At 70.3% G+C, this 26682-nt stretch carries 24 protein-coding genes; 11 read left to right on the top strand and 13 right to left on the bottom strand.

The features are described from left to right. Positions 1-2: 2 nt before the first annotated feature. The 6 genes from AAHG03_RS15620 to AAHG03_RS15595 all read right to left on the bottom strand — a co-directional run bounded on the left by AAHG03_RS15620 (position 3) and on the right by AAHG03_RS15595 (position 5898). Positions 3-1277 (bottom strand): YjgN family protein, encoded by a 1275-nt coding sequence (locus AAHG03_RS15620; protein ID WP_342151604.1) that lies wholly within the window; start codon positions 1275-1277, stop codon positions 3-5. Between the two features lie 128 nt (positions 1278-1405). Next, positions 1406-1636, bottom strand: a complete 231-nt coding sequence (locus AAHG03_RS15615; RefSeq protein ID WP_342151603.1) for a YbdD/YjiX family protein — start codon at positions 1634-1636, stop codon at positions 1406-1408. Between the two features lie 4 nt (positions 1637-1640). Next, on the bottom strand, positions 1641-3701 hold the full coding sequence (locus AAHG03_RS15610) for a carbon starvation CstA family protein (protein WP_342151602.1): 2061 nt from the start codon (positions 3699-3701) through the stop codon (positions 1641-1643). 155 nt (positions 3702-3856) lie between these two features. Beyond that, on the bottom strand, positions 3857-4483 hold the full coding sequence (locus AAHG03_RS15605) for a TPM domain-containing protein (RefSeq protein WP_342151601.1): 627 nt from the start codon (positions 4481-4483) through the stop codon (positions 3857-3859). Next, a complete protein-coding gene (locus tag AAHG03_RS15600) occupies positions 4473-5249 on the bottom strand; it encodes a TPM domain-containing protein (protein WP_342151600.1) in 777 nt (258 codons plus the stop codon). Before AAHG03_RS15600 ends, AAHG03_RS15605 begins: the two co-directional genes overlap by 11 nt. A 13-nt stretch (positions 5250-5262) precedes the next feature. Further along, positions 5263-5898, bottom strand: a complete 636-nt coding sequence (locus AAHG03_RS15595) for a LemA family protein (RefSeq protein WP_342151599.1) — start codon at positions 5896-5898, stop codon at positions 5263-5265. Positions 5899-6245: 347 nt separating this feature from the next. Here AAHG03_RS15595 and AAHG03_RS15590 point away from each other — a divergent pair, with 347 nt between their 5' ends. Next, on the top strand, positions 6246-6575 hold the full coding sequence (locus AAHG03_RS15590) for an Rdx family protein (protein WP_342151598.1): 330 nt from the start codon (positions 6246-6248) through the stop codon (positions 6573-6575). 106 nt (positions 6576-6681) lie between these two features. Beyond that, entirely contained in the window at positions 6682-8823 is a 2142-nt protein-coding gene (locus tag AAHG03_RS15585) for a sensor histidine kinase (protein ID WP_342151656.1), read from the top strand. Between the two features lie 211 nt (positions 8824-9034). Here AAHG03_RS15585 and AAHG03_RS15580 read toward each other — a convergent pair whose 3' ends face one another. From AAHG03_RS15580 to AAHG03_RS15565, 4 genes are all read right to left on the bottom strand, one after another. Continuing rightward, positions 9035-9871, bottom strand: a complete 837-nt coding sequence (locus AAHG03_RS15580) for an aldo/keto reductase (protein WP_342151597.1) — start codon at positions 9869-9871, stop codon at positions 9035-9037. Between the two features lie 298 nt (positions 9872-10169). Continuing rightward, positions 10170-10958 carry a Crp/Fnr family transcriptional regulator gene (locus AAHG03_RS15575; protein ID WP_342151596.1) on the bottom strand — a complete coding sequence of 263 codons (789 nt, stop codon included), beginning with the start codon at positions 10956-10958 and terminating at the stop codon, positions 10170-10172. A 47-nt stretch (positions 10959-11005) separates the two neighbouring features. Further along, complete coding sequence (gene glgA, locus AAHG03_RS15570; protein ID WP_342151595.1) at positions 11006-12535, bottom strand: glycogen synthase GlgA; 1530 nt, start codon at positions 12533-12535, stop codon at positions 11006-11008. Positions 12536-12724: 189 nt separating this feature from the next. Then, the gene (locus tag AAHG03_RS15565; RefSeq protein ID WP_342151594.1) at positions 12725-14329 is read right to left on the bottom strand and encodes an alpha-amylase family glycosyl hydrolase; all 1605 of its coding nucleotides are present in this window, start codon (positions 14327-14329) and stop codon (positions 12725-12727) included. A 327-nt stretch (positions 14330-14656) separates the two neighbouring features. On the opposite strand from AAHG03_RS15565, the gene AAHG03_RS15560 reads away from it, so the two are divergent. Beyond that, positions 14657-17188 carry a glycogen/starch/alpha-glucan phosphorylase gene (locus AAHG03_RS15560; RefSeq protein ID WP_342151593.1) on the top strand — a complete coding sequence of 844 codons (2532 nt, stop codon included), beginning with the start codon at positions 14657-14659 and terminating at the stop codon, positions 17186-17188. A gap of 273 nt (positions 17189-17461) precedes the next feature. Here the strand turns inward: AAHG03_RS15560 and AAHG03_RS15555 are convergent, their stop codons facing one another. Next, entirely contained in the window at positions 17462-17644 is a 183-nt protein-coding gene (locus tag AAHG03_RS15555; RefSeq protein ID WP_342151592.1) for a hypothetical protein, read from the bottom strand. A gap of 271 nt (positions 17645-17915) precedes the next feature. On the opposite strand from AAHG03_RS15555, the gene AAHG03_RS15550 reads away from it, so the two are divergent. The 7 genes from AAHG03_RS15550 (at position 17916) to AAHG03_RS15520 (ending at position 24520) form a co-directional block, all read left to right on the top strand. Continuing rightward, the gene (locus tag AAHG03_RS15550) at positions 17916-19364 is read left to right on the top strand and encodes a homospermidine synthase (protein WP_342151591.1); all 1449 of its coding nucleotides are present in this window, start codon (positions 17916-17918) and stop codon (positions 19362-19364) included. A gap of 75 nt (positions 19365-19439) precedes the next feature. Beyond that, positions 19440-20000, top strand: a complete 561-nt coding sequence (locus tag AAHG03_RS15545) for a Uma2 family endonuclease (protein WP_342151590.1) — start codon at positions 19440-19442, stop codon at positions 19998-20000. Between the two features lie 70 nt (positions 20001-20070). Further along, the gene (locus AAHG03_RS15540) at positions 20071-20631 is read left to right on the top strand and encodes a Uma2 family endonuclease (RefSeq protein WP_342151589.1); all 561 of its coding nucleotides are present in this window, start codon (positions 20071-20073) and stop codon (positions 20629-20631) included. Between the two features lie 63 nt (positions 20632-20694). Continuing rightward, the gene (locus AAHG03_RS15535; protein ID WP_342151588.1) at positions 20695-21261 is read left to right on the top strand and encodes a Uma2 family endonuclease; all 567 of its coding nucleotides are present in this window, start codon (positions 20695-20697) and stop codon (positions 21259-21261) included. A gap of 16 nt (positions 21262-21277) precedes the next feature. Beyond that, the gene (locus AAHG03_RS15530; protein WP_342151587.1) at positions 21278-21619 is read left to right on the top strand and encodes a hypothetical protein; all 342 of its coding nucleotides are present in this window, start codon (positions 21278-21280) and stop codon (positions 21617-21619) included. Between the two features lie 20 nt (positions 21620-21639). After that, positions 21640-22491 carry a DUF1206 domain-containing protein gene (locus tag AAHG03_RS15525; RefSeq protein WP_342151655.1) on the top strand — a complete coding sequence of 284 codons (852 nt, stop codon included), beginning with the start codon at positions 21640-21642 and terminating at the stop codon, positions 22489-22491. A 64-nt stretch (positions 22492-22555) separates the two neighbouring features. Next, positions 22556-24520, top strand: coding sequence for a polysaccharide biosynthesis protein (locus AAHG03_RS15520; RefSeq protein ID WP_342151586.1), 1965 nt, complete (start codon positions 22556-22558; stop codon positions 24518-24520). 9 nt (positions 24521-24529) lie between these two features. Here the strand turns inward: AAHG03_RS15520 and AAHG03_RS15515 are convergent, their stop codons facing one another. Next, positions 24530-24871 carry an ArsR/SmtB family transcription factor gene (locus AAHG03_RS15515; RefSeq protein ID WP_342151585.1) on the bottom strand — a complete coding sequence of 114 codons (342 nt, stop codon included), beginning with the start codon at positions 24869-24871 and terminating at the stop codon, positions 24530-24532. 106 nt (positions 24872-24977) lie between these two features. Between AAHG03_RS15515 and AAHG03_RS15510 the strand changes: the two genes are divergently transcribed. Further along, on the top strand, positions 24978-25724 hold the full coding sequence (locus AAHG03_RS15510) for a glucose 1-dehydrogenase (RefSeq protein ID WP_342151584.1): 747 nt from the start codon (positions 24978-24980) through the stop codon (positions 25722-25724). 11 nt (positions 25725-25735) lie between these two features. Here the strand turns inward: AAHG03_RS15510 and AAHG03_RS15505 are convergent, their stop codons facing one another. Next, entirely contained in the window at positions 25736-26668 is a 933-nt protein-coding gene (locus AAHG03_RS15505) for an NAD(P)/FAD-dependent oxidoreductase (RefSeq protein WP_342151583.1), read from the bottom strand. Positions 26669-26682 lie beyond the last annotated feature (14 nt).

The following is a 26682-nucleotide window of genomic DNA, read 5'->3' as shown; positions in this document are numbered from 1 at the left end:
CGCTAAAGCCCGATTTCCAGGGCGCCGCCGACATCCAGCGCGTCGGCGAGGCCCTCGTTGAGACCGCTGCCGGGCGTGCGGGCCGAGGCCAGCACCGCTTCGAGCGCGGCGCCGTTCTCGATCATGGTGGCGTTGGCCACCGCGACCCACAGGCCGTGGGTGACGATGCGGACGTAGATCACCGCCAGGCCGAGCAGCGTGCCGACATAGAGCAGCCCGCCGCCGACCAGAGCCGCCGCCTGCGCGCCGGAATTGGCATTCGCGCCGGCGACGCCGGCCACGATCGCGAACAGGATGCCGATCACGAACACGAAGACGAGCAGCGACAGGAGGTAGACGAAGTAGGGCCAGTAGAATTCGCGCGCCTTCAGGCGCGAGACGAGGCGGGCCTCGCCGAGATGCGTGGCGGAGAGGAAGGCGCGGGTCTCGCGCGCCCGGTAGAACGGGATCAGCAGCAGGACCAGCGGGACGGCGAGGCTGAGCGCGGTGATCAGCCAGCCGAGCGCCGCGCCCACCGCCGTGCCCGCGTAGCGCGGGTTCAAGGTCAAGGCGGTCGTCTGGCCGTTCGGATGCGCCACGAACAGGTCCGCAGGGGGCGGGAAGCCAACGCTGCCGAGGAAGGCGAGCCCGGCGACGACGATCGGCAGCAGGCTGACCGCGTAGAAGGCGAGCCAGGGCCACAGCACCGAGCGCCCGGTGGCGGTCGAGCGCAGGCGGCTCTCGCCGATCAGCGTGTGATCGATGCGGTAGCGTTCGAGCGCCGCCCGCATGAACGGGAAGGCGAGGCCGAGCGTCAGGATCGTGGCGAGCCACCACAGGCTGGCGCGGACCATGTAGGCGGCGGCCGAGCCGTCCTGGCCGAGGCGGATGCCGCGCCAGCGGGTGCGCGAGGCGCGGTAACGCCGCCCGCGGAAGATCGCGTATTGCCCGAGCACGAACAGGAATACCGCCGTCAGGACCGGCACGGCGGGCGCGAGCACCGGCACGGCGATGCTCAGGATAAACAGGACGACGTAGAGCGGCACCAGGATGGCGAGCGCCACGAGGAAGCCGAGAAACAGCTCCTTGCCGCGGCCGAGATATTCCGCCGGGCTGCCCGCGATCAGCGTGCGGCTCCACAAGAAGCGCCGCAACTCGGTCACGTACCAGAAGCGGTAGATCGTGAAGGTGATCGCCGTCAGCAGCAGGCCCTTCACCACGAGCCCGGTCAGGCCCTTCGCCCCCGGCTCGAAGGCGACGGTGCCCTCGGAGCCGCTCCGCTCGTCGGTTCTGTCCATGCTCGCCCACCTTGCCCCGTTCGGGCGGCAGACTAGTCGAGCTTGCGCCACTTGCACGCGAAAAAGGCGCCGCATCTCGCGAATGTCGCGGATGGCGGCGCCTTGTCGTTCGTGCGGTTAGCGTCCGGTCAGCAGCAGCGGAAGCCCGAGGTGTTGCCGACCCCGAAGCGCGCGTTCTCGCGATTGCGAAAGAACTCGCGCTCGGTCATCGGCGCCTGGTCCGGATGGGTCTTCTGGATGTGGGCGACGTAGGTGCCGTAGTCACCCTGGCCCACCATCAGCCGCGCCCCGTCGCAGACGCATTTGTTGAACGCCTTGAGGCGGTCGCGAAAGCTCTGCGTCGGTGCCGATGCGGTCATGCTCTCACTCCGCCGGGGCGAGCTTGGGATCGGCCTCCAGCGCCGTCCAGCGGTCGCTGCGATACGCCTTCAGGCAGGCCATGACGCCGAACACCACGATCGCCACGACGAGGCAGACGAAGAACACGGCGAGCACCGCGTCGATGCGGTCGTTGAAGACGATCTTGTGCATGTCGTCCATGCTTTTGGCCGGCGCCAGCACCTTGCCCTCGGCGATGGCCGCCGAGAAGCGGTCGGCGTGGCTGAGGAAGCCGATCTTCGGGTCGGGGGAGAAGATCTTCTGCCAGCCGGCCGTGAGGGTGCAGATGCACAGCCACACCGTCGGGATGATCGTGACGAAGGCGTAGCGCTCGCGCTTCATCTTGAAGATCACCACGGTGGCGAGCGTCAGCGCCACCGCCGCCAGCATCTGGTTCGAGATGCCGAACAGCGGCCACAGGGTGTAGATGCCGCCGAGCGGATCGGTCACGCCCTGGTAGAGGAAGTAGCCCCAGGCCGCGACGCAGAGGGCCGTGGCCGCCATGCTCGGGGCCCATGCCGAGGTGTCCTTGAAGCGCGGCGAGAGGAGGCCGAGCAGGTCCTGCAGCATGAAGCGCCCGGCGCGCGTGCCGGCATCCACCGCGGTGAGGATGAACAGCGCCTCGAACAGGATCGCGAAGTGGTACCAGAAGGCCATCATCGCCTTGCCGCCGATGGCCGACGAGATGATGTGAGCCATGCCCACCGCCAGCGTCGGGGCGCCGCCGACGCGCGAGATGATCGAGTGCTCGCCGACGTCCTTGGCGGTCTGGGCGATGGTCTCGGCGGCGATCGGGAAGCCGAGCTTGGTCGTCACGGCGGCCGCCGCGGTCTCGGGCGTGGTGCCGAGCAGCGCGCCCGGCGAGTTCATGGTGAAGTAGATGCCCGGATCGATCACGCTCGCGGCGACGAGCGCCATGATCGCGACGAAGCTCTCCATCAGCATGCCGCCGTAGCCGATGAAGCGGGTGTCCATCTCGTTGTCGACGAGCTTCGGCGTGGTGCCCGACGAGATCAGGGCGTGGAAGCCCGAGACCGCGCCGCAGGCGATGGTGATGAACAGGAACGGGAACAGCGAGCCCGCCCAGACCGGGCCGGTGCCGTCGACGAACTTCGTCATCGCCGGCATCTGCATGTGCGGGGCGACGACGACGATGCCGAGCGCCAGACCGATGATGGTGCCGATCTTGAGGAAGGTCGAGAGGTAGTCGCGCGGGGCGAGTAGCAGCCAGACCGGCAGGATCGCGGCGACGAAGCCGTAGCCGATCAGCATCCACGTGAGCTGGGTGCCGGTGAAGGTGAAGGCCGGGCCCCAGACCGGGTGCTCGTTGATCTGCCCGCCGCCGATGATCGCGGCCATGAGCAGGACGAAGCCGATGACCGAGACCTCGCCGATCTTGCCCGGGCGGACGTAGCGCGCATAGAGGCCCATCAGGATCGCGATCGGGATCGTGGCGGCGACCGTGAAGGTGCCCCACGGGCTCTCGGCCAGCGCCTTGACGACGATCATCGCCAGCACCGCCAGCAGGATCACCATGATCATGAAGGTGCCGAACAGGGCGATGACGCCGGGGATGACGCCGAGTTCGGCGCGAATCAGCTCGCCGAGCGAGCGCCCGTCGCGGCGCATCGAGATGAACAGGACCATGAAGTCCTGCACCGCGCCCGCGAGCACCACGCCCGAGAGGATCCACAGCATGCCGGGCAGGTAGCCCATCTGCGCAGCGAGCACCGGGCCGACCAGCGGGCCCGCGCCCGCGATCGCCGCGAAGTGGTGGCCGAACAGCACGGTCTTGTTGGTGGGGACGTAGTCGAGGCCGTCGTTGTGGCGGTGGGCCGGGGTCTCGCGCTTCGGATCGAGGCGCATTACCTTGTCGGCGATGTAGAGCGAATAATAGCGGTAGGCGATCAGGTAGACGCAGACCGCGGCCACCACCACCCACAGCGCGTTGATCGATTCCCCGCGCTGCGTGGCGACGATGGCGAGCGCCGCCGCCCCCAACGCGCCGACCAGGGCCCAGGGCCCGTGTTTCTGTACCGCGCCCATCTGACGCCTCGCTCCGTGATGGCCGCATTCTTGATGCAGGCGGCCTTGAGGGGCCCTGTTTGGCTTAATTTTTTCGCGAGGGCCAGTTGCAGAGGCTACACACGCGGCGATCCATCAACCGGTGAGGCACGTCCTGCTCTTGCGTGTCATCCGTCTCACTCCAGCACGATGACGCGATTGGGCAGTTCGTTGCCGGTCCCGTCCTCGGGCAGCGCCGCCTCCAGCACGCCACCGACCCACTCCACCGCCGCCACGAGACCGGGCCCAAGTTCGCCGCGCCCGGCCGCCGCGAGGAGATCGGCCAGCACGGTGCGCCACTCGCCGTCGGGGATGCGGGCGCGCACTGCGGAATCCGCGACGATCTCGGCGTAGCGCTCGGCGAGCGCGACGTAGATCAGCACGCCGGTGCGCCCGCGCGTGGCGGTCATCCCGTGGGCGACGAATTCGTGGCGGGCCGCAGTTCGGGCGCGCTCGTGGCGCCAGGGGCGCGGCGTCAGGGCGATCCGCACCCGGTCGTTCAGCGTGGCGGCGAGCGCCACGAGCACGCCGCCGGCCTGGGCCAGGGCGATCTCGGCGGCCGACAGGTGGGTCAGCAGGATCAGCGGCCAGGGCAGGGCCAGGGCGACCGCCAGCGCCAGGGCGAGAGCGGGCGAGCGGTAGAGCCCGGCGCGGGCGGCCACCAGCACCACGATCTCGCCCGCGGTTCCGGCCTCCGCCTGGCCGATGGCCTGAGCGATCCGCGCACGCTCCGCCTCGGAGAGGATGTCCGCGCTACCAGTCACCGGAGGCTCCCCCGCCGCCCGACGAGCCGCCCCCGCCGGAGAACCCGCCGCCGCCCGAAAACCCGCCATCGGAGAAGCCGCCACCCCAGCCGCCGGATGAGGTCGGGATGACGACGATGCCGCCGCCGCGCCCGCGCCGCCCGCCGGAATTCATCCGGGCCATGACGAGCACCAGCACGACGATGACGAGGATCCAGAACCCGACCGTGACGGGATCGACCGAATCCTCGCGCACCGGGGCGCGGCGCTGCCATTCCTCGGCGTCGCCCGACAGGATCGACAGGATCGCGTCGGCCCCGGCCTCGACCCCGCCGGAAAAGTCGCCCTGCTTGAACCGAGGCGTGATCGCGGTGGTGATGATGACCTTGGTGAGCGCGTCGGTGAGCGCACCCTCCAACCCGTAGCCGACCTCGATGCGGACCTTGCGCTCGGTCGGCGCCACGAGGAGGAGCACGCCGTTGTTGGTCTTGGCCTGCCCGAGCTTCCACGCCCGGAACAGGCGGTTGGCGAAATCCTCGACGGTGAGGCCCTGGAGCGAGGGCACGGTGGCGACCGCGACCTGATCGCCCGACTTGTCCTCGTGCGCCTTCAGCTTGGCGTCGATCTTCGCCTCGGCCTCGGGCGAGAGGATGTTCGCGCCGTCGACGATGCGGCCGGTGAGCTTCGGCAGATCGGGCTCGGCGGCGAAGGCCGTGCCCAAGGCCAGCAGCAGGACGGCGAGCGCCGCCGCCAGTCGGGCAAAGGTGTTTTTCGTGCGCGGGATCACCCGCTGACCGCGGCTAGAACTTCACGTTCGGCGCGCGCTCCGAGCCCGGCGTCGAAGTGAAGGTCTCCATGGGCTTGGCTTCAGGGTAGAACCACGAGGCGATCCAGCGGCCCGGAATCGTGCGGATCTCGGTGTTGTAGGCCTGGACCGCCTGGATGTAGTCGCGCCGCGCCACCGCGATGCGGTTCTCGGTGCCCTCCAGCTGCGATTGCAGCGCCAAAAAATTCTGGTTCGACTTGAGGTCCGGATAGGCCTCGACCGAGGCGAGCAGGCGCCCGAGCGCGCCCGAGAGCTGGTTCTGCGCGTCCTGGAACTGCTTGAACTTTTCCGGGTCGCTCACTGTCGAGGCATCGACCTGCACGCTGGTCGCCTTGGCGCGGGCTTCCGTCACCTTGGTCAGCGTCTCCTGCTCCTGCTTGGCGTAGCCCTTCACCGTCTCGACGAGGTTGGGGATCAGGTCGGCCCGGCGCTGGTACTGGTTCTGCACCTCGCTCCACGAGGACTTCGCCTGCTCCTCCAGGCTCGGCACCCGGTTGATCGCGCCGCAGCCCGACAGGCAGAGCGCCAGCCACAGGGCGGCGAACGCGCTGGCGATCCGGCCGAGCACGGGCGCGCGCAGCGCCACGGGGGGCTGGAGGCTGACGGACATGGGCAACGTGTCTCCGAAGCGGGGCTTTTGTCGGAGAGTGAGATAGGTGCGGCGGGCCGCCGCGGGAAGGCGGGGCGGTGAAGTTCGGGGGAGAGAGGGGCTTTCGGCTCGCCGTTTCACCCCCGCCGTCATTCCGGGGCGCGAAGCGAACCCGGAATCCACGACTGGGCACGACGGTGGCCTTACGTTGCATCACGGGTGGATTCCGGGTTCCGCTTCGCGGCCCCGGAATGACGGGGGTGGTGGAACGAAGGACCGGTCATCCTGCATCATCCTGCGTACCGAACCCCGCGCGAACAGCGTCGAACGGTTGACAAGGCCGGGCCGATAGGGCCGCTGTGCGGGCCATGGACGAGGCTTCCGACGCCCCCACCCCATCGCCGCCCCCCACCCGGCCGCGGATCGCGATCACCTACTGCACCCAGTGCCAGTGGCTGCTGCGCGCCGCCTGGATGGCACAGGAGCTGCTCTCGACCTTCCGCGACGACCTCGGAGAGGTGGCGCTGCGGCCCGCCACCGGCGGCGCCTTCTCGATCGAACTCGAGGGCGAGACGATCTGGGAGCGGGTGCGCGACGGTGGATTCCCCGACGTGAAGACCCTCAAGCAGCGGGTGCGCGACCGGCTCGATCCGGGCCGCGACCTCGGGCATGTCGATCGTGCTGCGCAGCGATCCTGAGACCCGCGCCGAGGCCGAGCCGTCTACGGGCGTGTCCGCGCCCGCGATGCCGGCCGCCAGCCCGTCCGCCTCACCGCGCGAGCCGCGGGACGCGCCGCTGCGGCGCCTGCTGACCCGGCTCGGCCAGCGCGGCTTCTCGACGCAATTCTACCTCGTCATGCTGGTGATCGCGCTGATCGGTCCCGGCCTGATCTTCACCGCGATCCTGCTCGCCCGCTACGCCTCGACCGAGCGCGCCCGCTTCGAGCAGGACGCGCGCGAGAACGTGCGCGGCATCGCGCTGTCGATCGACCGCGACACCGCCGGCCTCGTCTCGGTGCTGCAGACGCTGGCGACCTCGCCGCGGCTCAAGGACGGCGAGTTCCTCAATTTCGAGAACCAGGCGCGGCTGGTGCGCGACGCCACCGGCCTGGACATCGTGCTGCGCCGTCTCGACGGGCAGCAGATCGTCAACACGGCGCTCCGCCCCGGCGCGCCGCTGCCGGTCACGACGCTGCCGGTGGACCACGAGCTGCGCGCCAGCGGCCAGCGCTCAATGGTCACGGGTTATCTTGCGGGCGCCACGCCCGATCAGGCGAGCTACGCGGTGGCCGTGCCGGTGCGGATCGAGGACGCGGTCACCTACATCCTCAGCTTCACCGTGCCGGTCAGCCGCATCGAGGGGATTCTGGCCCGCGAGCAGGTGCGGGGCTGGGTCTCGGGCGTGTCCGACCGGGACGGCGTGGTCTTGGCCCGCCTGCCCGAACTCCCCGGCGTGGTCGGGCGCCCGCGCCTCGCCACGCTCCGCCAGAAGGCCACCGGCACGCCCGGCGTGTGGGAGGGGCGCGACCGCGCCTTCAAACCCGTCACCGTGGTCGAGGCGCGCTCGCGGCTCAACGGCTGGACGGCGGCTGCCAGCATCCCGCGCGAACTCGTGGACGAGCGGCTGCACCGCTGGCTCTGGGCCTTCGGCGGCTTCGGCCTGCTCGTGCTCGCGACCTCCTCGGTGCTCGCGGTGCATCTGTGGTCGCGGGTGTCGAAGCCCCTGCGCCAGCTCGCGGCGTCCGGTCCCGCGCTCGCCCGCGGACAGGCGATCCCGCGCATCGCCTCGCCGATCCACGAGATCCGCCGCCTCGGCGACGTGCTCTCGGAAGCCTCCCTGCGGCTACGCACCCGCAGCGAGGAGCGCGACCGGGCGCTGGCCGAGACCCAGCGCGGCCTCTCGGCGTTGAAGGAGAGCGAGGCGCGCTTCCGCCACATGGCCGATTCCGCGCCGGCGCTCATCTGGATGACCGACGAGACCGCCCAGGTCACCTTCGCCAACATGCATTTCGACCACCTGTTCGGCCGCCCGGCGGCCGAGATGTCGGGATCGGGCTGGGAAACGATCGTCCATCCGCCGGACCTGCCGCTGTTCCTCTCGACCTTCGAGGAGGCGTTCGAGAGCCGCCGCCCGTTCCGGGCCGAGATGCGGGTGGTGGACCGGGCCGGCGAGGTGCGCTGGCTGCGCTGCGAGGGCGTGCCGCGCCTCGACGACCACGGCACCTTCCTCGGCTTCACCGGATGCAGCGTCGACGTCACCGACGCCAAACGCGCCGAGGAGCACCTGCGGCTCCTCATCAACGAGCTGAACCACCGGGTGAAGAACACGCTCGCCACCGTGCAGTCGATCGCGATGCAGTCGCTGCGCGGCCTGGAAGGCGAGGAGGCGGACACTGCCCGCGCCGCCTTCGAGGCGCGTCTGCTGGCGCTCGCCCGCGCCCACGATGTGCTGACCCGCGAGAGCTGGGACGGCGCCGAGCTGAAGACCGTGGTGGCCGACGCGATCCGCCCGCTGGAGGCCGGCGACGGGCAGACGCCGCGCTTTTCCGTCTCTGGCCCGCGCCTGCGCCTCGCGCCGCGGCTCGCGCTCTCCATCGCCATGGCGCTCCATGAACTCGGCACCAACGCGGTCAAGTACGGGGCGCTCTCGAAAGAGGGCGGCGTCGTGACGATCACGTGGACGGTGCAGCGCAAGCCCGAACTGCGCCTGTCGCTGCGCTGGAGCGAGGCCGGCGGCCCGCCCGTGACGCCGCCGACCCGCCGCGGTTTCGGCTCGCGCCTGATCGAGCGCAGCCTCGCCCGCGAACTCGCCGGCACGGTCGAACTGCTCTACGAGCCCGACGGCGTGGTCTGCACCATCGAGGCACCGGTCCCGCCGCCGGGCCTGCTGGAGCGCAAGGGCGGGACGGAGCTGGCGGCGGTGAAGCCGCTGCCGCTGGCGGGGTAGGGGCCGCCTGCTTCGGGTGCCGTCGATCTTCGACGCGCCGTATCCTCCCAACCCCCGTCATTCCGGGGCGCGAAGCGAACCCGGAATCCACGACTGGCCGCGACGGTTCGACTTCAACCGGGCATCCCGCATCACGGGTGGATTGCACGCCTCCGGCGCGCCCCTTCGGGTCCGGGTTCTCGCCTGCGGCGAGCCCCGGAGTGACGGGGGGCTACTGCAGCGTCGCCGGGTCCGGCCCGATCCGCCCGTCCGCCCGGTCGAGCCCGGCGATGGCCGCGTGGTCGTCCTCGGTGAGCGAAAAGCCGAACACGTCGAGGTTCTCGCTGATCCGCGTGGGCGTGGCGGATTTCGGGATTGCGACGAAGCCGCATTCGACGTGCCAGCGCAGCACGATCTGGGCTGGGTTGCGCCCCAGCCTGCCGGCGATGCGGGTGATGATCGGATCGTCGAGGATCTGCGCCTTGCCCAGCGGGCTCCAGGCCTCGGTGACGATGCCGAGCCGGGCATGCGCCTCGCGCAAACGTCGCTGCTGGAAGCGGGGATGCAGCTCGATCTGGTTGAGGGCGGGCGTCACGCCGGTCTCAGAGACGAGCCGGTCGAGCTGGGATTCGGTGAAGTTCGACACGCCGATGGAGCGGGCGCGGCCCTCCTCGCGCAGGCGGATCAGGGCGCGCCAGCTGTCGAGATAGAGCCCGCGGGCCGGGCAGGGCCAGTGGATCAGGTAGAGATCGACCTGCTCGACCGCGAGGCGCGCCAAGCTCGCCTCGAACGCCCGCAGGGTGGCGTCGTAGCCCTGGTCGTCGTTCCACAGCTTGGTCGTCACGAACACGTCGGCGCGCTGGACCGTGGTCTCGCGCAAGGCGCGCCCGACGCCGGCCTCGTTGCCGTAGACCGACGCGGTGTCGACCGAGCGGTAGCCGCTGCCGAGCGCGGTGCCGACCATGGCCGGCGCCTGCGCGTCCTCCAGCCGGTACACGCCGAAGCCGAGCTGAGGGATCGTGTGCCCGTCGTTCAGCGCGATCGGCGGGACGGGATCGTGAAACGCCATGGGGCCAGCCTGTGCGCGGCCCCGAGCGAGGGCCTGAAAAACGCGGGGAGAATCGGCAGGATTTTGCCGGTCGTGTAGCCGTCTCACCGGAGGGGCTGGCCTGCGCCGGGATCAGGGCAGGGGTTTCTGGTCGGGTGGGCTGCCGCCGTCCCACCCATCCCCCTCATCCTGAGGTGCCGAAGCGAAGCGCAGGCCTCGAAGGAGGGCTCCAGGGATCGCTGAGACTTCTGGAGCCCTCCTTCGAGGCCGCTTCGCGGCACTCAGGATGAGGGGAGTGGGTGGGACGGACCGTCCTGGATCACGACCGGCCCCGGCCCGCCGCGCTCGCCTCCATCGCGTCCGCCTCGCCGGGTTGGCGCAGCAGGTGGAGGTAGGTCGGGTCGAAGTCGCAGAAGGCGTGGAGGCGGGCCACGTCGGGCACGTGCAGCCGCCGGTCCTGGAGCCGGACCAGATTCTGCTCGCGCAGGTCGCGCAGGACGCGGCTGACGTGGATCGTGGTGATGCCGAGGATGTCGGCCAGCATCGGCTGGGTCATCGGCATGGCGCAGTCGTTGGAGCCGGCGGCGGCGACGATTTGCTGGCGCAGCAACAACTCGCAGAACAAGTGGGCGATGCGCCGGTCGGCGGCGCGCTGGCCCATATTGGCGAGCCATTCGCGCACGATGCTCTCATCGACGAGCGTCGCCCACCACAGGGCACGGGCGATGCGCGAATCGCGGAAGACGAGGGCGTCGATCCGGTCCTGCGGCACGTCGGCGACGGTGCAGGGGGTCAGCGCGGCGATGTAGTGGTCGGAGGGGCCGAGCACGATCGATTGCAGATCGCAGAAATCGCCCGGCAGGAGCAGGCCGAGGATCTGGCGGCGCCCGTCGCCGACGAGCTTGTAGCGGAAGGCGAAGCCCTCGACGACGAGGTGGACGCCCGGTGCCGGCTCGCCCGCGCGGACGATGTCCTGCTGCGGCTCCAGGGTGCGCCCCGGTCGGAACATCCCGGCGAGGAGCGAGCGGTCGCCGTCATCGAGATCGACGCCGTGCCGCAGCTTGCGGATCAGAGGATTGCTGCGCGGGACCGCCACCATTGCATCCATGGCCGCTCAACGCGGCAGACGCCGCTCCGTTGCGCAGGTGGCGATGATCAGGCCGCCTTCCAGCGCCGGGCGGCGTTGTTGCCGAAGGCGCGGGAATAGAGGCCGCAATAGTTGAGCGCGGCGCGGTCCCAGCCGAACTCGCGCGACATCGCGGTGCGGCGCATGGCGTTGAGGCGCTTCTTCTGGCCGAAGGTCTCGAAGGCGCGCCGGATCGCCGAATTCAGGCCGCGGGGCGAGGCGTCGGCGAAGGTGAAGCCGGTCACGCCGTCCTCGACGGTGTCGTTGAGGCCGCCGGTGCGGCGCACGATCGGCAGGGAGCCGAAGCGCTGGGCGTACATCTGGGCGAGCCCGCAGGGCTCGAAGCGCGACGGCATCAGCAGGAAGTCGCTGCCGGCGAAGATTCTTCGCGCCTCGGTTTCGCGAAAACCCACATGGACGCCGACGTTGTCGGGGTGGCGCCCGGCGAGGTCGCGCAGCGCCTCCTCGAACCGGCCCTCGCCCTGGCCGATGACGACGAGCTGTCCGCCCTCGGCGACGATGGATTCGGCGGCAGCCAAGCTGAGGTCGATGCCCTTCTGGTGGACGAGGCGGGAGACGATGGCGAAGAGCGGCCCGCGCGAGACCGCCATGCCGAAAGCTTTGCGCACCTCGTCGGCGTTGGCACGCTTGCCCTTCCAGTCGTCGGCCTCGAAGGGCGTGGCGAGATGCGGGTCGGTGCGCGGATCCCAGCTCTCGTCGATGCCGTTGAGGATGCCGGTGAGGCGCCCCTGCGCGGCGCGGGTGCGCAGCAGGCCGTCGAGACCGCAGCCGCCCTCGGCCGTGGTGATCTCGCGGGCGTAGGTGTCGCTCACCGTGGTGACGTGCGAGGCGTGGTAGAGCCCGGCCTTCAGGAACGAGAGCTGGCCGTAGAATTCCACGCCGTCCATCTGGAAGGCGTAGTCCGGCGCGCCGATCCGCCCGAGGTTGTCGCGCGGAAACAGGCCCTGATAGGCGAGGTTGTGGATCGTCAGCACGCTCGGGCGGCGGATGCCGAGCCATGCCATGTAGGCCGGGGCCAGCGCCGTCTGCCAGTCGTTGAGATGCAGCAGGTCGGCCGACCAGAACGGGTCGAGCCCGGCGGCGAGTTCGGCCGCCGCGCGGCCGAGCCGGGCGAAGCGGATGTCGTTGTCGCCGAAATCGCCCTCGGCGTCGCCGTAGGGCGTGCCGTCGCGCTCGTACAGGTCGGGAGCGACCAGCGCGTAGACGCCGAGCCCGTCCGGCGTGGTGCCGTAGCCGAGTTCGCAGGCCGGTACGCCGGCGAAGGCGCCCATCCGGGCGATGGTCGAAAAGTTCTGCAGGCCGGCGATGACCGAGGCGTAGCCGGGGATCAGCACGCGCACATCGTAGTGGCGCCGCAGCGCGCGCGGCAGCGCACCCGCGACCTCGCCGAGGCCGCCGGTCTTCACGAAATCCGCCATCTCGGGGGTGGCGAACAGGATGCGGGGAAGGAGGGAGTGGTCGGTCTGTGGTGCAGGTGCGAAGGACGGGAACGGCGTTACCTCGGCAGCCGGCAGCTCACCGAGATCGACGTATGCCATGGACTCGCCCTTACGCCCTTCACGCCGCATCCGGACCGTGTGGGCCGTTACCGCCGCGCTCAGCATCACAATGCTCCGGAAGGCACCTTGTTCCGTTGCATCGCACAATTCAGGCCATGTTCAGATGAAGATTGTTGGCCGAGTGCACGCCGTTGCATCATGGCGCGCATGCGCCGGGCGCGTGCCGCCTCATCTGGACGGATCGGCGCGCAGCACCACGCCCTCGTCCGGTGCCAGCGTCAGCGCCGCGCGGGCGGTCTCGCCCGCCCGGCCCGGACGGGTCGAGAGCAGGACCGTCCAGTCCCGCCCGCCGTCGAGCGGCACCGCGTGCTCGGCGCCTCCGAAATTGAGCAGGATGCGCAAGGTTTCGGCACCCTCGAGCCGCTCGTAGGCGAACACCTCCGCGGCCAGATCCGGTGCGAGCGGGAGGCCGCGCCAGCCGCCGACCGAGAGGGCGGGGTGATCGCGCCGCAGCGAGAGCAGGCGACGGTAGAGCGTCAGGATCGAGCGGGAATCGTCGCGCAGGACATCGACGTTGCGCCGCTCGTGATCCGCCGTCAGCGGCAGCCAGGGTTCCACGGTGCTGAAGCCCGCGTTCGCGCCCTCGTCCCACTGCATCGGCGTGCGCACGGGGTCGCGGCCGTGGCCGGGCTCGTTCCTCTCCCACGGGTCCTGCACCCGGTCCGCCGGGATCGGCACGTGACTGACGCCGATCTCGTCGCCGTAATAGAGCGTCGGCGTGCCGCGTAAGGTGAGGAGCAGCATCGCGGCGACCCGCGCCTGCGCCTCGCCGACGCGGGCGGCGATGCGCGGCCGGTCGTGGTTGCCCAGCACCCAGTTCGGCCAGCCGCCCTCGGGCAGCGCCGCCTCGTACTCGGCCACCAGCGCCGCCACCGCGTCGGCCCGCCAGGGCGTTTCCAGGAGCTGGAAGTTGAACGGCAGGTCGGCCGCCGTGAGGTCGGGGCCGTAATAGGCCACCAGCCGCTCGATCGGCAGGTAGATCTCGCCGATCAGCACCCGCTCGCCGTATTCGCGCAGGACGCTGCGCATGCCCGCGATCACCTCGATCACCTCCGGCCGGTCGCAGGAATAGACCTGCGAGAACCGCTCGATGCCCGGCCGGTCGGCCGCGAAGTCCGGATTCACCGGGTTGTCGCGAAACCCCTCGTCCTTGATCAGGTGCCAGATCACGTCGACGCGGAAGCCGTCGACGCCCCGCTCCAGCCAGAAGCGCAGCACGTCGTGCATCGCCGCGCGCACCGCCGGGTTGCGCCAGTTCAGGTCCGGCTGCTGGCTCAGGAAGGCGTGGTAGTAATATTGACCGGTCGCCTCATCCTTAGTCCAGGCCGGGCCGCCGAAATTCGAGAGCCAGTTGTTCGGCGGTCCGCCGTCGGGGCTCGGATCGCGCCAGATGTACCAGTCGCGCTTTTGCGAAGTCCGGCTCGCCCTGCTCTCCGCGAACCACGGATGCTCGATCGAGGAGTGGTTCGGCACGAAATCGAGGATCACCCGCAGCTTGCGCCGATGCGCCTCGGCGATCAGCGCGTCGAAATCGTCGAGCGTGCCGAACAGCGGATCGACGGCGCAGTAATCGGCCACGTCGTAGCCGAAATCGGCCATGGGCGAGCGGAAGAAGGGCGAGATCCACACCGCATCGACGCCGAGCCACGCCAGATGGTCGAGCCGCGCCGTGATGCCGGGCAGGTCGCCGACGCCGTCGCCGTTCGTGTCCTGGAACGAGCGCGGATAGACCTGATAGACGGTCCCGCTCTTCCACCAGATCGCTTCGGCCATCGGACCTCCTCGGCGCTCTTCTCGGGACCGGCCCGACGACGCGCCTTCTCTCGGGGGTGGGGTAGGGCCGTTCAGGCTGCCTTCAAGCGGGCGGCCGCATTTCGGCGCCTCGGGACCGTGCGGAGCCGGACCCTTGTGTCGACAAGGACACAGGCGTGCAGGCACGACGTTTGCAAAGGTGATCTCCGCCCGCATGTGTCTCGACAAGCCCCTGCATCCGCAACACCATGCGGGCGCAGGGTTGTCGGACCTCGTCCTGCCGCAAGAAGCGGGCAGGGTCCGATCACATCACCGATCGAATCGGCTGCGACGAAGGGGGTTGGTCCAGTGCTGAACGAAGCTTTGTCCGTTCTCCGGAACGGCGATGCGGAGGCATCCGTTTCTTCCGCGAAACCGGCGAAGGCCGCAGCCACATATGTGAAGCCGCGCTCCGCCGACGACCGCGATCCCGTGGTGGCGCTGCGCGAGGACATCCGCGCCAAGCTGATCTACGTGCTCGGCAAGACGCCGGAGAGCGCGCGCGACCGCGACTGGTTCGCCGCGACCGCCTTGGCGCTGCGCGACCGGATCGTCGATGCCTGCCACGAGGGGCAGGCCGGCACCGTGCCGGACAAGCGGGTCTATTATCTCTCGCTCGAATTCCTCATCGGCCGTCTGCTGTCGGACGCGATGAACAATCTCGGCCTCGTCGAGGCCACCAAGCAGGCGCTGCGCGACCTCGGCGTCGATCTCGGCGAGGTCGAGGGGGCCGAGCCCGATGCCGCGCTCGGCAACGGCGGCCTCGGGCGGTTGGCGGCCTGCTTCATGGAGAGCATGGCGAGCCTGTCGATCCCGGCGATCGGCTACGGCATCCGCTACGATCACGGCATCTTCCGCCAGTCGCTCGAGGACGGCTGGCAGCGCGAGGCGCCGGAGACGTGGCTCGCCGAGGGCAACCCGTGGGAGTTCGCCCGCCAGGAATCGACCTACAAGATCGGCTTCGGCGGCCACGTCACCATGACGAGCCACGGCGACCATCACATCCGCCGCCACTGGCACCCGGCCGAGACCGTCAACGCGGTCGCCTACGACATCCCGGTGGTCGGCTGGCGGGGTAAGCACGTCAACATGCTGCGCCTGTGGAAAGCGGAGTCGGACGCCCCCGTGGAACTCGCCCGCTTCAACGCGGGCGACCATGTCGGCGCGGTGGCCGGTCGCGCGCGGGCCGAGGCGATCTCGCGGGTGCTCTATCCGAGCGACTCGTCGGCCGAGGGGCAGGAACTGCGCCTGCGCCAGGAATACTTCTTCACCTCGGCCTCGCTGCAGGACCTCGTGCGGCGCCACGTGGCCGAGCGCGGCAGCTTACGCACGCTGCCCGACCACGCCGCGATCCAGCTCAACGACACGCACCCGGCCATCGCGGTGCCGGAGCTGATGCGCATCCTGCTGGAGGAGCACGAGTTCCTCTGGGAGGACGCGTGGCAGATCACCTCCAACACCCTGCACTACACCAACCACACCCTCCTGCCCGAGGCGCTGGAGACGTGGCCGGTGGAGCTGATGGAGCGGCTGCTGCCGCGCCACATGCAGATCATCTACCTGATCAACTGGCTGCACCTCGAAGCGCAGAGCAAGAACGCCAAGGGCGGCGCGGCCCACATCGCCGCCGTCTCGCTCATCGACGAGTCGCACGGTCGGCGCGTGCGCATGGGACCGCTCGCCTTCCACGGCTCGCGCCGGGTCAACGGCGTCTCGGCGCTGCACAGCGACCTGTTGAAGTCGACGGTGTTCAAGGATCTCCACGAGATCGAGCCGGAAAAGATCGTCAACAAGACCAACGGCATCACCTTCCGCCGCTGGCTGCACAACGCCAACCCGGAACTGACCAAGCTCGCCGTCGAGACGATCGGCGCGGGGGTGCTCGACGATCCGACCGAGCTGACGAAGCTCGTCCCCTACGCCGACGACGCCGAGTTCCGCACCCGCTACGCGGCGGTGCGCAAGCTGCGCAAGAAGCGCCTCGCCCAGGTGATCGCCGAGCGCACCGGCATCGCGGTCGATCCGACCGCCCTGTTCGACGTGCAGATCAAGCGCATCCACGAGTACAAGCGCCAGCTGCTCAACCTCGTCGAGACGGTCGCCCTCTACCAAGCGATCAAGAAGGCGCCCCACAAGGACTGGACGCCCCGGGTCAAGATCTTCGCCGGCAAGGCGGCACCGAGCTACGTCCAGGCCAAGCTCATCATCAAGCTCGCGGGCGACATCGCGAAAGTCGTCAACGAGGATCCGGATGTCGGCAACAAGCTCAAGGTCGTGTTCCTGCCGAACTACTCGGTGAGCCTGGCGGAAGTGATCATCCCGGCCGCCGACCTGTCGGAGCAGATCTCGACCGCGGGCATGGAGGCGTCGGGCACCGGCAACATGAAGCTGGCGCTCAACGGCGCGCTCACCATCGGCACGCTCGACGGGGCCAACATCGAGATCAAGGACCATGTCGGCGCGGAGAACATCTTCATCTTCGGCCTCGACGCCGAAGGGGTGCTCGCCCGCATCGACGAGCCGGCCTACGCCAATAAGGCGATCTCGGCCTCGCCGCGTCTGGCCGCGGCGCTCGACGCCATCGGCAGCGGCGTCTTCTCGCCCGACGAGCCGCGCCGCTTCGCGCCGCTCATCGACGAGCTGCGCCACCGCGACCGCTACCTGACCACGGTCGATTTCGACGATTACTGGCGCGTCCAGCGCGAGATCGACGCCGCGTGGCGCCGCCCGGCCCAGTGGTGGCGCACCGCCATCCTCAACACCGCCCGGATGGCGTGGTTCTCCTCCGACCGCTCGATGCGGGAATACGCCGAGGAGATCTGGCAGGTGAAGCTGGGCTGACGCCTACGGATTGATCGGAAACGCAAAGCGGGCAGGGGAGGCGACGCCTCCCCTGCCCGCTTTGCGTTTCGACGCCTCTCCCACCCACACCCTCATCCTGAGGTGCCGTAGCGAAGCGGAGGCCTCGAAGGAGGGCTCCAGCGGAGTGCGCGATCCCTGGAGCCCTCCTTCGAGGCTCCGCCTTCGGCTGCGCACCTCAGGATGAGGGGATGGGGTTGGATAGACCTACGGCGTTGCCGATCGCTCGGCCACGCCGTGGCATCCGAAAAGAAATCAGCGCTCGTTGTGCGGCCAGGCCGTGGACGAGGCGAACAGGCCGATGCCTTCGCCGGCGCGGTCGCCCTTGGTCCGGCGGGCGGAGCGCAGAAGGGCGGCGAAGAGGGTGATGATGCCCGGATCACGGTCGATCGGCTCGACCTCGGGGTGGACGGGCTGGGCGGTCAGGATGGTCAGCATGGATCAGGTCCCCTGGTTTATGGTGGGCCCTGGGCGTCGCTCCCTTGTTGCAGTGCAATGTAAGCGCTTCCGGGCCGAGTGGGCCCCACGCGATGTCCGCCGCAGGCCTGCGCTGGGCTCATGCCGGTGCCTCCAGACCTTCACAGTTTTGCAACACTCTCGTGGCTCGCCCGGTTGACCGCGCGGCGCGTAACCGTCATCCGCTCGTCATTTCCAGGCATCACTCACGCCGCTCTCACACCCCGAGCAGCCCGACGAGGAGCGTTCCACCATGTCCGACGGTCAGAAGCAGGATTGGCCCGTCCACGGCCGCATCACCGGCCCGATCGTGATGATCGGCTTCGGCTCGATCGGTCGCGGCACGCTTCCCCTGATCGAGCGGCATTTCGAGTACGACAAGAACCGCTTCACGGTGGTCGAGCCCTCCGACGCGCACAAGGCGCTGGCCGATCAGCACGGCCTGCGCTTCGAGCAGGTGGCGCTGACCAAGGAGAACTACCGCGACGTCCTCACCCCGTTGCTGACCGAGGGCGGCGGCCAGGGCTTCTGCGTGAACCTGTCGGTCGACACCTCCTCGCGCGACATCCTCGAACTCTGCCGTGAACTCGGCGCGCTCTACATCGACACGGTGGCCGAGCCCTGGGCCGGCTTCTACTTCGACAAGGGCCTGACCCAGGCCGACCGTACCAACTATGCGCTCCGCGAAAACATCCTCGACGCCCGCCGCGCCGCGCCGGGCGGCCCGACCGCGGTGTCGTGCTGCGGCGCCAACCCCGGCATGGTGTCGTGGTTCGTCAAGCAGGCGCTGCTCAACATCGCCCAGGACACTGGCGTCACCGATCCCGAGCCCAGGACCCGCGAGGAATGGGCCGCGCTGATGCACAAGGTCGGCGTCAAGGGCGTCCACATCGCCGAGCGCGACACCCAGCGCGCCAAGCACCCGAAGCCGATGGGCGTGTTCGTCAACACGTGGTCGGTCGAGGGCTTCGTGTCCGAGGGCAACCAGCCGGCCGAACTCGGCTGGGGCACGCACGAGACATGGAAGCCGGACAACGCCGAAGGCCAGACCAAGGGCTCGCGTTGCGCGATCTTCCTGCTCCAGCCTGGCGCCGACACCCGCGTCCGCACCTGGGTGCCGACGGTGGGCGCGCAGTTCGGCTTCCTCGTCACCCACAACGAGGCGATCTCGATCTCGGACTACTACACGGTGCGCGAGAACGGCGAGCCGGTCTACCGCCCGACCTGCCACTACGCCTACCACCCGGCCAACGACGCCGTGCTCTCGCTGCACGAGATGTGGGGCAACGCGGGCAAGGTGCAGGAGACGCAGCACATCCTCGACGAGAACGAGATCGTCGACGGCATCGACGAGCTCGGCGTGCTGCTCTATGGCCACAGGAAGAACGCCTACTGGTACGGCTCGCAGCTCTCCATCGAGGAGACCCGCCGCGTCGCCCCCTACCAGAACGCCACCGGCCTGCAGGTGACCTCGGCCGTGCTCGCCGGCATGGTCTGGGCGCTGGAGAACCCGGAGGCCGGCATCGTCGAGGCCGACGAGATCGACTTCCGCCGCTGCCTCGAAGTGCAGACGCCGTATCTCGGCCCGGTGGTGGGCGTGTACACCGACTGGACCCCGCTCACCGACCGCCCCGGCCTATTCCCGGAGGACATCGACACGAGCGATCCCTGGCAGTTCCGCAACGTGCTCGTGCACCGCTGAGGTAATGAGGGGGCCGCCCGCGACAGGGCGGCCCCGCGATGCTAGGGTGAGGGCCTTCATGCGGAGGCTCACACGATGGCCGTCGCCGTCCGCCGCGATCCGCCCATGCGGGTCGCGGACTACAAGCAATGGGTCGCCGCCCGGCCCGAGGGCGAGCGCTGGGAGCTGATCGACGGCGCGCCGGTGCTGATGGCGCCCGCCAAGGACCGTCATCACCGCATCGTCTACAACCTCCTTCGGGCGCTCGGCGACCTCGCCGATCCGCGGGGATGCTGGGCGCAATCCGGCCTCGCCGTCCTGAGCGAGGCGTTCGATGACTACGCGCCGATCCCGGACGCGCTCGTCCGCTGCGGGGCCGAACTGCCGGACGGCTACGCCGACGATCCGCTGCTGGTGGCCGAAGTCCTCTCGCCCTCCACCCTGATCAACGACCGCGGGCTCAAGGCGCGCTTCTATCAATCGATCCCGTCCCTTCGGACCCTCCTGCTGATCGAGCAGGACGAAGCGCGGATCGAAGTGTGGCGGCGGGGACCCAGCTGGACGATGCAGCTCGCCAGAGCCGACGAGCGGATCGATCTACCCGAACTGGGCGGCTTTCTCGCCGTGGCGGATGTCTACAAGCGGATCGACCTCTGAGCGTCGGCACCCGCATTGGCTGCCCCCCGATCGGCTGCTAGCCTCCACTGGCTCATCCGGAGGATCGGCGATGGCCGTGGCGGTTCGGCGGGACACCCGCATGCGGGTCGCGGAATACAAGGAATGGGTCGCCGCTCGGCCCGAGGACGAGCGCTGGGAGTTGATCGACGGCGCGCCGGTGCTGATGGCGCCGCCGGCTTACCGGCATCAGCAGATCGTCTCGAATCTCGAAGCGGCCCTGCGTCGCCTCGCCCGCCCGCGGGGCTGCTGGGCCCTGTCCAACCTCGCCGTCCTGAGCGAGGCGTTCGACGACTACGCGCCGATCCCGGATGCATTGGTCCGCTGCGGAGCCGCACTAAAGGACGGCTACGTGCGCGATCCGCTGCTCGTGGCCGAAGTCCTCTCACCCTCCACCATGAACAACGACCGCGGATACAAGGCGGATTTATACCAATCGGTCCCGTCCCTTCAGACGCTCCTGCTGATCTATCCGGACGAGGAGCGGATTGAGGTTTGGCGCCGCGAGGCTGAATGGACCCTACGGTTCGCCGGCTCCGGCGAGACGATCGACCTACCCGAACTGGGCGGCGCCCTTGCGGTGGCGGACGTCTACGACGGGATCGACCTCTGATCCGTCCCGCGTTTGCCTCGCCCGAACCGGGTGCTAGCATCGCCTCGTCTCGGAGGCCTCTCGATGGCGCTCGCCGTTCGGCGCGACCCCGGCATGGGGGTTGCGGAGTATCAGGTATGGGTCGCGGATCGGCCCGACGAGGAGCGCTGGGAGCTCATCGACGGCGAACCCGTGCTCGCGCCGCCGCCGGGCGAGCAGCACCAGATGATCGTCATGAACCTGCTCCGGCAACTCGCGCCGCTCGCCCGCGCCAAGGGCGGCCGCGCGATCCCCGGCATCGCCGTGCTGAGCGACGCCGTGGACAGGTTCGCGCCGATCCCCGACGTGCTGGTCCGCTGCGGTCCCGTGCTGGACCACGGCTACGCCCGCGATCCGATCCTCGTGGCCGAAGTGGTCTCACCCTCGACCGTGAGTCGCGACCGTGGGCCCAAGGCCGCGTTCTATCGAACCATCGCCTCGCTCGACGCATTTCTGCTGGTCGATCAGGACGCGCCGTGCGTTGAGGCTTGGCGGCGCGACGCGCAGGGTGCCTGGGCCCAGGAAGTCCGGGGGCGCGACGCGCGCATCGATCTGCCCGAACTCGGCGGCCGGCTCGCCGTTGCCGACATCTACGACGACATCGACTTCTGACGCGAGCGCTCCGCCCTTGCCCCATTTCGAAGACTTTTATGCCAACAAGCTGCGCGGCTCCCTCGGCGTCACCGACGCCGAATCCGTGCTCGACCTGCGCGAGGCCAACCGGGCGACGGCGGAGGCCTCCATCGGCGACATGCTGGAGCGCAGCCGCTTCGCCAAGGGCAAGACGGTGGCGGTGCGCCTCGCCGCGCCCCCCGAGGGCGGGGGCGAGACGCTGTTCCAGCCGGTCGGGCGGCTGCTGCTCGAGGCCAAGCGCCGCGGCTGGATCGACCGGCTGCAGACGCTGCCGTCCGGCGACGGGCTCGGCTTCTACGTGGCGCTGGCGGGTAAGCCCGCGCGCGAGCGCGAATAAGCGCGATGGCATCGACCGGGATGGGTTGGAGCCGGGACGACAACGCCCTCGAACATCTCGCCCGCTTCGGCTTCGGCGCCCGCGGGTTCGTCTACTGCGTCGTCGGCGTGCTGGCGCTGCTGGCCGCACTCGGCCAGGGCGGTTCGGCCGGCGATAGCAAGGGCGCGCTGCGGGCGGTGCTCGGCGGGCCGTTCGGCGCCGTCATCGTCGGGCTGATCGCGCTCGGGCTCGCGGGTTTCGCCCTATGGCGTCTCGTCGAGGGCGTGACCGACGCCGACCGGCGCGGCAACTCGGCCAAGGCGCTGGCGGTGCGCGGAGCGCATCTCATCAGCGCCGTCATCTATGCCGGCCTCGCGCTGACCGCCGGGCGGCTCGCCTTCGGCATCGGCCGGGCCTCGGCCGGCGGCGACGGCGTGCAGGACTGGACCGCGTGGCTGCTGCGCCAGCCGTTCGGGCCCTGGCTCGTCGGGCTCGCGGCAGCGGGCGTGGCGGCGGCCGGGCTCGCCTACGCGAAAAAGGCCTGGACCGGCGACGTGACCGACCGGCTGTCGCTGCCGGGCGGGAGCGAGCGCTGGGCCAAGCCGCTCGGCCGGTTCGGCTACGCGGCGCGCGCGGTGGTGTTCCTCCTCATCGCGGGCTTCCTCGCCACCGCGGCCTGGACGCAGGGGCCGTCCGAGGCGCACGGCCTGTCCGGCGCCTTCGCGGCGTTGCGCGCCCAGCCCTACGGCTGGGTGCTGCTGGCGGTGGTGGCCGCGGGCCACTTCGCCTTCGGAGCCTTCGGCCTGATCCAGGCGCGCTACCGCCATATCGACGCCCCGGACTTGGGCGAAGCCGACGCGGCGCTTGAGCGGGCCAAGCGCTCGGTCGCCTGAACCCCTCTCGTTGACACGGGGCGAGGGCGCGCCGATACCGCCCCGCGTCCCCGACAAAAGCACCATGCAGAAGCGCACCCTCAAGACGGCGGTGATGGTCGCCCACGATCTCGCCGCCACCGCGGCGGCCGTGGTGCTGACCTTCGTCTTCCGCTTCCAAGGCGAGTTGCTGGCCGAGCGCCTGCACGCGCTGCCGCTCTTGCTGCCGCCGTTCCTGGCCTATGCCGGGCTGATCTACGCGTGGTTCAAGCTCTACCGCACCAAGTGGCGCTTCGCCTCGCTGCCCGATCTCGCCGGCATCGTGCGGGCCGCCAGCGTCATGGCGCTGACGCTCTTGGTGCTCGACTACGTGCTGGTCTCGGCCAACCTCCACGGGTTCTACTTCTTCGGCAAGATCGCGATCCTGCTCTACTGGGTGCTGCAGGTCTTCCTGCTCGGCGGGCCGCGGCTGGCGTTCCGCTACCTGAAATACGCCCGCTCCCGGCAGAGCCACGCGCGGACGGCGACCACGCCGACGCTGCTGCTCGGGCGCGGCGCCGACATCGAGACGGTGCTGCGGGCGATCGAATCCGGCTCGGTCAAGCGGCTCTCGCCCAAGGGCATCCTCTCACCGCGGGCCGACGAGGCCGGGCAGATGATGCGCGGCGTGCCCGTGCTCGGCGGCTTCCGCGATCTCGAACAGGTGGTGGCCGATCTGGCCAACCGCGGCCTGCCGGTGCGCCGCCTCGTGGCGACGCCCTCCGCGCTGGCGCCGGAATCCGAGCCCGACGACCTCATCGCCCGCGCCCGGCGCCTGGGGCTGCCGCTCGCCCGCGTCACCAGCCTCGGCGAGGGCATGCGCGACGCCGAACTCGCGCCGCTGGAGATCGAGGACCTGCTGCTGCGGCCGACGGTGGCCATCGACCGGCCGCGCCTCGAAGGCTTCCTGTCCGGCGCCCGCGTGGTGGTGACGGGCGGCGGCGGCTCCATCGGCTCGGAGATCTGCGCCCGCGCGGTCGCCTTCGGTGCCTCGGCGCTCCTCGTCATCGAGAATTCGGAGCCGGCGCTCCACGGCGTCCTCAACAGCCCGACCCTGCTCCAGGCCGAGGCCGACGTGCAGGGCACGATTGCCGACATCCGCGACCGCGAGCGGCTGTCGGCGGTCATCGCCGCGTTCCGGCCGACCCACGTGTTTCACGCCGCCGCGCTCAAGCAGGTGCCGTATCTGGAGCGCGACTGGGCCGAGGGCATCAAGACCAACGTGTTCGGCTCGATCAACGTGGCCGAGGCGACGGTGGCCGCGGGGGCGCGGGCGCTGGTGATGATCTCGACCGACAAGGCGATCGAGCCGGTGTCGCAGCTCGGCGTCACCAAGCGCTTCGCCGAGATGGTGGCGCAGGCGCTGGACGCCGAGCAGTCCGGCGCGCAGGCCACCCGCCTCATCGCCGTGCGCTTCGGCAACGTGCTGGGCTCGGCCGGCTCGGTGGTGCCGGTGTTCAAGGCGCAGATCGCCCGCGGCGGGCCGGTCACCGTCACCCACCCGGAGATGGTGCGCTACTTCATGACCGTGCGCGAGGCCTCCGACCTCGTGCTGACCGCGGCCTCCCACGCCGACGCGGAAGGCCGCGGCGCCACCGGCGAGCAGCGCGCGGCGGTCTACGTCCTCAAGATGGGCCAGCCGGTGCGCATCCGCGAACTCGCCGAGCGGATGATCCGGCTCGCCGGCTTCGAGCCCGGCGAGGACATCGAGATCCAGGTCACCGGCGCGCGGCCGGGCGAGCGCCTCAACGAAATTCTGTTCGCCCGCGAGGAGCCGCGGGTCCAGCTCGACGGCATCGACGGGGTGATGGCGGCCAAGCCCGTCTTCGCCGACCGCACCGTGCTGGAGGGCTGGATTCGTCGCCTGCACGCCGCCGTGGAGACCGGCGACCGGGCTGCGGCCGAGGCGGTGTTCGAGGAGGCGATTCCCGATTTCCGGCATCGGGCGGGCGCCGTGCCGAAGGCGGAGGTGCCCGCCGCACCGGCACTAGCCGTAGCGGCTACCCTGTAGAAGTCCGGCCTACGGCGCCGTGCACCCCTTCACCCCGGCATAGGCGTTCAGGATCGCCGCGAGCAGCCCGGGAAAGCGGGCCTCCACCTCGGCACAGCGCGAGTGGTTGCGCATCTCGACGCCGTGGCGCTCGCTGCGGATCAGGCCGGCCTCGCGCAGCACCTTGAAATGGGCCGACAGCGAGGATTTCGGGATTACCCGCTCGCCCAGCGACGCGAGCGCCGCGCAGGCCTGGACGCAGCCGGCCTGGGTGATGCTGGCGAAGATCGCGGCGCGGGCCGGGTCGGCCAGCGCGTGCAGGATCGCCTCGGGGCGCACGTCCTCAATCGCAGGGTGAAACAACGGTCGCATCATTCATCCATATGGAGGCTTGAACGGCGCTCCGTTAGTTCCGAATTTCCGAACTATGGGACAAAGGCGACCGTTCCGGCGCCGGCCCATGAAAAGGATAGCACGGATGTCGAAGCTCGCAGGCAAGGTCGCCGTGGTGACGGGGGCCTCCAAGGGGATCGGCGCGGCCATCGCCAAGGCGCTGGCGCGGGACGGCGCTTCGGTCGTCGTCAACTACGCGTCGAGCAAGGCCGGCGCCGACGCCGTCGTCGCGGCCATCGCCGCGGAAGGCGGCCGGGCCGTCGCGGTGCAGGGCGACGTGTCGAAGGGCGAGCAGGCCGAGGGCCTGATCGCGGCGGCGGTGCGGGAGTTCGGCCGCCTCGACATCCTCGTCAACAATTCCGGCGTGTACGAATTCGCCCCCATCGAGGAGGTGACCGAAGCGCATTACCGCCGGCTGTTCGACGTGAACGTGCTCGGCGTGCTGCTGACGACGCGGGCGGCGGCCCGGCACCTCGGCGAGGGCGGCAGCATCGTCAACATCTCCTCGGCGGCGACGCTCGTGAACATGCCGACCTCGGCCGCCTATACCGCGACCAAGGGCGCGCTCAACGCCATTACCGGCGTGCTGGCCAACGAGTTGGCGCCGCGCCGCATCCGGGTCAACGGCGTCAGCCCCGGCTTCGTCGTGACCGAGGGCGCGCAGACGGCGGGCATCGTCGGCTCGGAGATGGAGGCCGGCATCGTCGCGCAGACGCCGCTCGGCCGCGCCGGCCAGCCCGACGACATCGCCGGCGTGGTGGCGTTCCTGGCCTCCGACGACGCCCGCTGGGTGACCGGCGAGGATATCGCGGCGAGCGGCGGGGTGCGCTAACTCGTCCCGCCTCACCGCCCGAGCGCGGCGGCGAGGCGGTGCCCGGACAGCCACGCATTCTCGATCCGGGGCCCGATCAGCCAGTCGCCGCAGGCGCCGATCCCGCGGGCGGGGTCCCACAGCCTGTCGCGCCCGGCCTTGCCCGAGGCGGCGTAGCGCCAGCGATGGGCGGCGAGGTGGGCGGGCGCGACCGGGGTCGCGCCGCCGGCTTCGAAGAAGCGGGTGAGGAGGTCGCGCGCCACGTCCTCGGCGGAGCGTTCGAGGTTCTCGCGCGACCATGCGGCCGAGGCCTGGATCACGAAGGCCTCGGGACCGCCGCGGCCCGGCTTGGCGCTGTCGCGCGCCGCCCAGGCCACGTCGCCCTCGGAGCGAAGGGTGTCGGGAATCCCGTCGAGCCTCTCGGAAAAGGCCGCCATCGCGGTCCAGCAGGGCTCGGACGGCGTGGCCGCGGCCGTCGCGGCGATCTCGGGGGCGGCCTCGTGCAGGAGGGCGGCGGTCTGCTCGGCGGGGAGCGCCGTCAGCACGGCGTCGAAGCCGCCCGCGTCGAACTCTTGGCCGCGCAGGCGCCAACCCTCGGTCTCGCGCGCAAGAATTTCGATGCGGTGGCTCCAGCGGATCGGGAGCCCGTCGGCCATGGCCCGCAGCGGCGCGCTCATGTCCGGCACGCCGACCCAGGCCTCCGGCCCCGCCGCCGGCCAGGGTGCGACGATTTTTTTGGCGCGCCACGCCTCCAGCTCGGCGCGAAAGCCGGGGTCGCGGGCGGTCAGGTACTGCGCGCCGTGATCGAAGCCGGCGGGCCCGAGCGGCGTGTCGGTCTGCCGGGAGGCCATGCGCCCGCCGGGGCGGCGGCCCTTGTCGAACAGCGCGACGTCGTGGCCGGCCTCAGTCAGCGCCCGGCCGCAGGCCAACCCCGCCATGCCGGCGCCGACGATCGCGATCCGCATCGATCAGGTTCCCG

It is taken from the genome of Methylorubrum subtropicum, assembly GCF_038442325.1.
Taxonomy (GTDB): Bacteria; Pseudomonadota; Alphaproteobacteria; order Rhizobiales; family Beijerinckiaceae; genus Methylobacterium; species Methylobacterium subtropicum.
Note: the sequence above shows the minus strand (reverse complement) of the source record. Positions and strands in the feature narration are given on the sequence as shown.